Origin of the sequence: Kocuria sp., from assembly GCF_030530945.1 — a bacterium.
Lineage (GTDB): Bacteria > Actinomycetota > Actinomycetes > Actinomycetales > Micrococcaceae > Kocuria.
Genome location: NZ_JAUMTZ010000012.1, coordinates 49,458 through 55,523, shown reverse-complemented (window position 1 = coordinate 55,523; position 6,066 = coordinate 49,458). Strand labels below are relative to the sequence as shown.

At 71.8% G+C, this 6,066-nt stretch carries 2 protein-coding genes; both read right to left on the bottom strand.

The window, feature by feature from the left end; all coding sequences use genetic code 11:
- Positions 1-35: 35 nt before the first annotated feature.
- Positions 36-548 carry a DUF456 domain-containing protein gene (locus Q4A22_RS10045; protein WP_368410630.1) on the bottom strand — a complete coding sequence of 171 codons (513 nt, stop codon included), beginning with the start codon at positions 546-548 and terminating at the stop codon, positions 36-38.
- 124 nt (positions 549-672) lie between these two features.
- Positions 673-5,817 carry an NAD-glutamate dehydrogenase gene (locus tag Q4A22_RS10040; protein ID WP_303179114.1) on the bottom strand — a complete coding sequence of 1,715 codons (5,145 nt, stop codon included), beginning with the start codon at positions 5,815-5,817 and terminating at the stop codon, positions 673-675.
- Positions 5,818-6,066 lie beyond the last annotated feature (249 nt).

The following is a 6,066-nucleotide window of genomic DNA, read 5'->3' as shown; positions in this document are numbered from 1 at the left end:
CCATCACACGGTCACACCGGCAGGCCCTCACGCGGTCATGAAGCGATCACGAAGTAGACGACCGCCCCCACGGTGAAGGTCAGCGACGCCAGCAGCGCGCACGAGAGCTCCACCAGGATCCCCAGCCCCATGGCCTTCGCGGCCACCCATGAACTGGCCAGTGCGGTGGAGAAGTCCCTGTTGCGCACGGTCTCTGACAGCAGCAGCCCCGCGATGAAGCCGAGGAACAGCCCGACCACCGGGATCACGAACATCCCGATCACCGCACCCAGCACCCCGAGCAGCAGCGTGCGGTTGGGGATCTCCCGGCGCCTGAGTCTGCTGCCTGTGAGCACCAGGCTCGAGGACAGCCCGGCCACCAGCAGCGTGCCACCCAGCGCCAGCACCGCCCAGCCCTCCGGCGCCCGCACCACGAACGCCCAGATCACGAGTCCGACCAGCCCCACCACGGACCCCGGCAGCACCGGGACCACGATCCCCAGGCATCCGATGGCGAGCAGCACGGCGGTCACGACGGTGGCGATGATCTCTGCGGTCACCCGCCCCATCGTACGGGCGCGACGACGCCGCCAGGCCCCGCGCGCACGCCCGCACCCCCACCGGCCACGCACGCGGGGTGCGGGAGCGATGGGGGCGCGGGGCGGCGTCGTGGGCCGGTGGGGACCGCGGGGCTCAGTCCAGGAGCGCCCCGCGCAGGGTCCGCAGCGCCACCGAGAGGGCCGCGAGCTCGCCCTCGGAGTCGTCACCGGACATGGACTCGATCTCGTCCAGGACCTCCCGCAGCCGCTCCAGCCGGTCGGCGTTCTCCTGCTCCCACGCCCGCACCTTCTCCTGGGCGTCCACGCCGGGGAACTCGAGGGCCTGCGCGGCCAGTGCCACCAGGGTGGAGTACAGGTCCTCGCGCATGGCGATCCGGGCCATGTTCTCCCACCTGGTGCTCTGCGGCAGCGCGCTGATGCGGTTGAGCAGGTTCTCCAGCCCGTAGCGGTCGTAGAGGGCGAAGTACACGCGCGCGATCATCCGCACGCCGCAGCCGCCCACCGCCCCACCTGCGGCGCCGCCGGACGACGACGCCGCACCGGCGCCGTCCTGCTCCTCGCCGTCCTCCGACCCGGTTCCCGTCATGCCCTCGGACTGGGCGAGGCGGGCGACGTCCAGCAGCGCGAAGGCATCGAGCAGCTCGGCCCACTCCTTCGCGAGGTCCCCCGGAACGCCCTGGCGCTCGGCGAGCTCCGCCTCCGCGCGGGTGCGCTCCTGGGACTCCTGTGCCATGAGCCCCTCGGAGCCCGAGCGCAGCGCCACGATGGGCCGGTAGGTGTCCACGAGGTCCTGGATGTCCGCGTGGGTCTCCTGCCGGTGCAGGAACCACCGGACCACGCGGTCCAGCAGCCGCCGCATGCGCAGCGACATCTGGTTCCACAGCTCCAGCGGGACGTCCGCGCCCAGCTGGGCGTGGCGGGAGGCGTAGCTCTCCAGGTCGAAGATCTCCATGGCCGCCGTGAACGCGCGGGCGAGGTCCGCCAGGTCCGCGTTGGAGTCGTCCACCACGCGGTACGCGAACGCGATGCCGCCGTAGTTGATGATCTGGTTGGCCACCACGGTGGAGATGATCTCCCTGCGCAGCGGGTGGGTGTCCAGCTGCTCCCCGAAGCGTTCACGGATCTGCGCGGGGAAGTACTGGGACAGCGTGCGGTGGAACCAGGGGTCGTCCGCGAGGTCGCTGTCCACCAGGGCGGCCGTGAGCTGGATCTTCGCGTACGCGGTGAGCACGGACAGCTCCGGGCCCGTCAGCGGCTGGCCCTGGGCGGCCCGTTCGCGCAGCTGCTCGTCCGAGGGCAGGAACTCCAGCTCGCGGTCCAGGTCCGCGGTGTCCTCGAGCCAGTGCATGAGCCGGATGAACATCTCGGTGAAGGACACCCCGCGGGCGCGCTCGGTGGTGAGCAGCACGTTCTGGGCCACGTTGGTGCGCAGCACCAGGTCGGCCACCTCGTCCGTCATGGACTCGATGAACTCCGCCCGCTCGTCCTGGCCGAGCAGCCCGGCCTGGACCATGCCGTCCACGAGGATCTTGATGTTCACCTCCCGGTCGGAGGACTCCACGCCGCCGGAGTTGTCGATCGCGTCCGTGTTGACCAGGATCCCGTGCTGGGCGGCCTCGATGCGTCCCAGCTGGGTGGCGCCCAGGTTGCCGCCCTCGCCGATCACCTTCACGCGCAGGTCCTCGCCGTTGACCCGGATGGCGTCGTTGGCCTTGTCCCCCACCTCCTGGTGGGTCTCCGAGGCCGCCTTGACGTAGGTGCCGATGCCGCCGTTGTAGAGCAGGTCCGCCGGCGCCAGCAGCACCGCGCGCACGAGCTCCTGAGGGCTCATGGACTCCACGCCCTCGTCCAGGCCCAGGGCCTCGCGCACCTGTGGAGTGATCGGGACGGACTTCTCCCGGCGCGAGTACACGCCGCCGCCCTCGGAGATCACCGAGCGGTCGAAGTCCTGCCACGAGGTGCGCCCGGCGTTGAACAGCCGTTCGCGCTCCCGGTAGGAGGCCGCGGCGTCCGGGGTGGGGTCCAGGAAGACGTCCCGGTGGTCGAACGCGGCGATCAGGTGGATGTGCTCGGACAGCAGCATGCCGTTGCCGAACACGTCCCCGGACATGTCCCCCACGCCCACCACGGTGAACGCCTCGGACTGGGTGTCCACGCCGAGCTCGAAGAAGTGGCGCTTCACGGACTCCCACGCGCCGCGCGCGGTGATGCCCATTGCCTTGTGGTCGTAGCCCACGGACCCGCCGGACGCGAACGCGTCCCCGAGCCAGAACCCGCGCTCCAGGGAGATCGCGTTCGCGGTGTCGGAGAACGCCGCCGTGCCCTTGTCCGCGGCCACCACCAGGTAGGAGTCGTCCCCGTCGCGGCGCACCACGTCCCGGGGGTGCACCACGGTGTCCCCGGCCTCGCCGGAGGTCTCCGCGGGCTCGCTCCGCCCACCCCCGTCCTCCGGGGTGGCGTCCCCGCGGGTCCCGGGCGTGGCGTCCGCGCTGGCCGACGACGCCGCCGCGTCCCCTCCGGCCCCGTCCGTCACCTCGGCCGCACCGTGACCGCCGTCCGCCTCGGCCTCGGCCTCGCGCACGATGTTGTCGGTGACGTCCAGCAGGGAGGCGATGAACAGCTTGTACGCCTCGCGGCCCTCGGTGAGCCACGCCTCACGGTCCGCCTGGGGATCCGGCAGCTGCTTGGGGAAGAAGCCGCCCTTGGCGCCGGTGGGCACGATCACCGCGTTCTTGACCATCTGGGCCTTGACCAGGCCGAGCACCTCCGTGCGGAAGTCCTCGCGGCGGTCGGACCAGCGGAGCCCGCCGCGGGCCACCTGCCCGAAGCGCAGGTGCGTGCCCTCCACGCGCGGGGACCACACCCAGATCTCGTACGCCGGGCGCGGCTGCGGGGCGGCCGGAATGGCCTTCGGGTCCAGCTTGAACGCCATGGTGGGCCGCTCCTGGAACACGTTGGTGCGCAGGGTCGCGGCGATCACGTCGGCGAGCGCCCGGAACAGCCGGTCCGCGTCCAGGCTGGGCACCCCGTCCAGCACGGTGCCCAGCCGCTCGAGGGCCGCTGCGCGCGCGGCGTCGCGGGCGGCGTCGTCGTCCCCGAAGCGCTCGGGGTCGAAGCTCGCGGAGAACAGCTCGGAGAGCTCGCGGGTGGCGTCCGGGTAGTCCACCAGGGTGTCCGCGATGAACTCGAAGGAGTTGGGGTGGCCCAGCTGCAGCAGGTAGCGCACGTACGCGCGCAGCACCGCCACGGAGCGCCAGCCCATGCGCTCGGTGAGCACCAGGCGGTCCAGGGTGTCGGACTCGGAGCGGTGGGCGAGCACCGCGCACAGGGTCTCCTCGATGAGGTCCTCGGTCTTGGCGCCCTCGGGACCCTCGGGGTCCACGCCCTCGGGCAGCTCCACGCCGAAGTCGTACAGCTGGAACTCGCGGCCGTCCGCGGGGGTGACCCGGTAGGGGCGCTGGTCCAGCACGCGCAGGCCCATGTGGTGCAGCAGCGGCAGCAGCTCTGTGAGGGACAGCGCCTGGGTGAGGTAGATGTTCAGCCGCACCTGGCCGTCGGTGACCGCCACGCGGACCTCGGCGGGCAGGTTCGGGTCCCGGCCCCACAGCTCCTCGCAGCGCCTAAGGTCCTGCACGGCCTCCTCGATCTCGTAGTCCTCCCGGTACGCACCGGGGAAGGCGTTCTCCCACACCGGGCCCAGGACGCTCGCCTGCTCGTCGTCGAACGCCGTGGCGATGGCCTGGCTCAGGGACTCCGGCCACGAGCGCACCGCCGCACGCAGCCGCGACTCGAGGTCCTCGCGGTCCACGTCCCGGACCTCCCCCGTGTAGGGCAGGCGGATGCGGAAGAACAGCCGCGCCAGGGAGGACGAGGTCAGGCGGACCTCGAAGTCGATGGCCTCGGCGTCGAAGACCTCGAACAGCTGCGACTCGATGCGCTGGCGCACGGAGGTGTTGTAGCGGTCCCGGGGCAGGAACACCACGGCGGACATGAAGCGCCCGAAGGTGTCCTGGCGCAGGAACAGGCGGGTCTGGCGGCGCTCGTTGAGCCCCAGCACGCCGCCGGCGGTGTCGTAGAGGTCCTCCGCGGACATGTGGAACAGCTCGTCCCGCGGGTAGTCCTCGATGATGCCCATGAGGTCCCGCGCAGAGTGCGAGTCCGGGAGGAAGCCGAAACGCTCGGCCACCCGCGCCACCTTGTCCCGCACCATGGGGGTCTGCTGGGCCGGCACCGAGTACGCGTGGCGCGAGAACAGGCCCAGGATCAGGTGCTCACCCTCCACCTCGCCGTCCGGGGTGAACGTGCGCACGCCGATGTAGTCCAGGTACTCCCGGCGGTGGATCGAGGAGCGGCGGTTGGCCTTGGTCACGAACAGCACCTGGTGGTCCCGCGCGTGCACGCTGCCCAGCCCGGTGAGCTTCTGGGCGTGGCCCTCGGTGCCCTTCTCCCGCAGCAGCCCCAGCCCGGTGGCCGGGCGGGAACGCAGCACGGAGTCCGCGCCGTCCGACTCGAGGTCGTAGGCCTTCACGCCCATGACCACGAAGTTCCCGTCCTGCAGCCACTGCAGGAAGTCCCTGGCCGAGCGTGCGTCCGGCAGACGGGAGCCGTCCGGGAGGGTGAGCTCCTCAAGGGGTGCCAGCGAGTCCGCGATGCGCTGGAGCTCACGGTGCATGCTCTCCTGGTCCTCGGCCACGCGGCGCACGTCCGCCACGAGCGCCTCGATGCGGCCTCGCAGCTCCGTCCGGGCGCCCTCGTCCAGGGAGCGGTGCAGCTCCACCCGGATCCAGGACTCCACCGCGGTCCCGGACCGGTGGTCCGCGGCGGGCTCCCCGATCAGCTCGTCCGTCACGGGGAGCGAGGTGGTGTCCCCGGAGGACACCGCGGAGATGTTGGGCACCTCCCCCAGGGAGGTGAGCTCGTGGGCGCCGTCGCGGCCCGCGAGCAGCAGCGGGTGCACCACCAGCTCGGCGCCGCCCCAGTTCGCGGCGATCTCCGTGGTCAGGGTGGACACCAGGAACGGCATGTCCGTGGTGACCATGAACAGCACGGTGGACCCGTGGTCCTCCCGCACGTCGATCCGCAGCTCGTCCGGGCGCCGGACCCGCCCCACCTCCCGGTGGGCTTCGGCCCGCTCCGTGAGCACCTGCTCGTCCGTTCCTGCGATGTCCGCGTCCGGGACGGAGCGGTAGTACTCGTTGATCCATGCCCGCGCACCGCTCCACCGCGGTCGCTGCCACACCGCGGGGATGGCCTGGGTGGTGGCTTGAGGGGAGGTCACTGCTGCATCACGCCTTAGCTGTCGTCGAGTCGGGGTGTACTCCGCGGCGTGGCTCACGGTGCCCGATCGGACAGCCCGGTGCGTGCTCCCGGACCCGGTCCCCGGATCCGCGGCGCACGCCCCGCCCACGGCCACACTGCCGCATGTGCCCCAACCCTATGACCCCGCACGCACCGGGGCCAGACGGGCCGCGTGTTCGGTCCCGCGTTGCAGGGGTCCTACACTCGTGCGGTCACCCGACATTGCGCG

Bases quoted from the DNA above. Each gene is read 5' to 3' on its own strand.
- Q4A22_RS10045 (WP_368410630.1), bottom strand. From the start codon at position 548: ATGGGGCGGGTGACCGCAGAGATCATCGCCACCGTCGTGACCGCCGTG.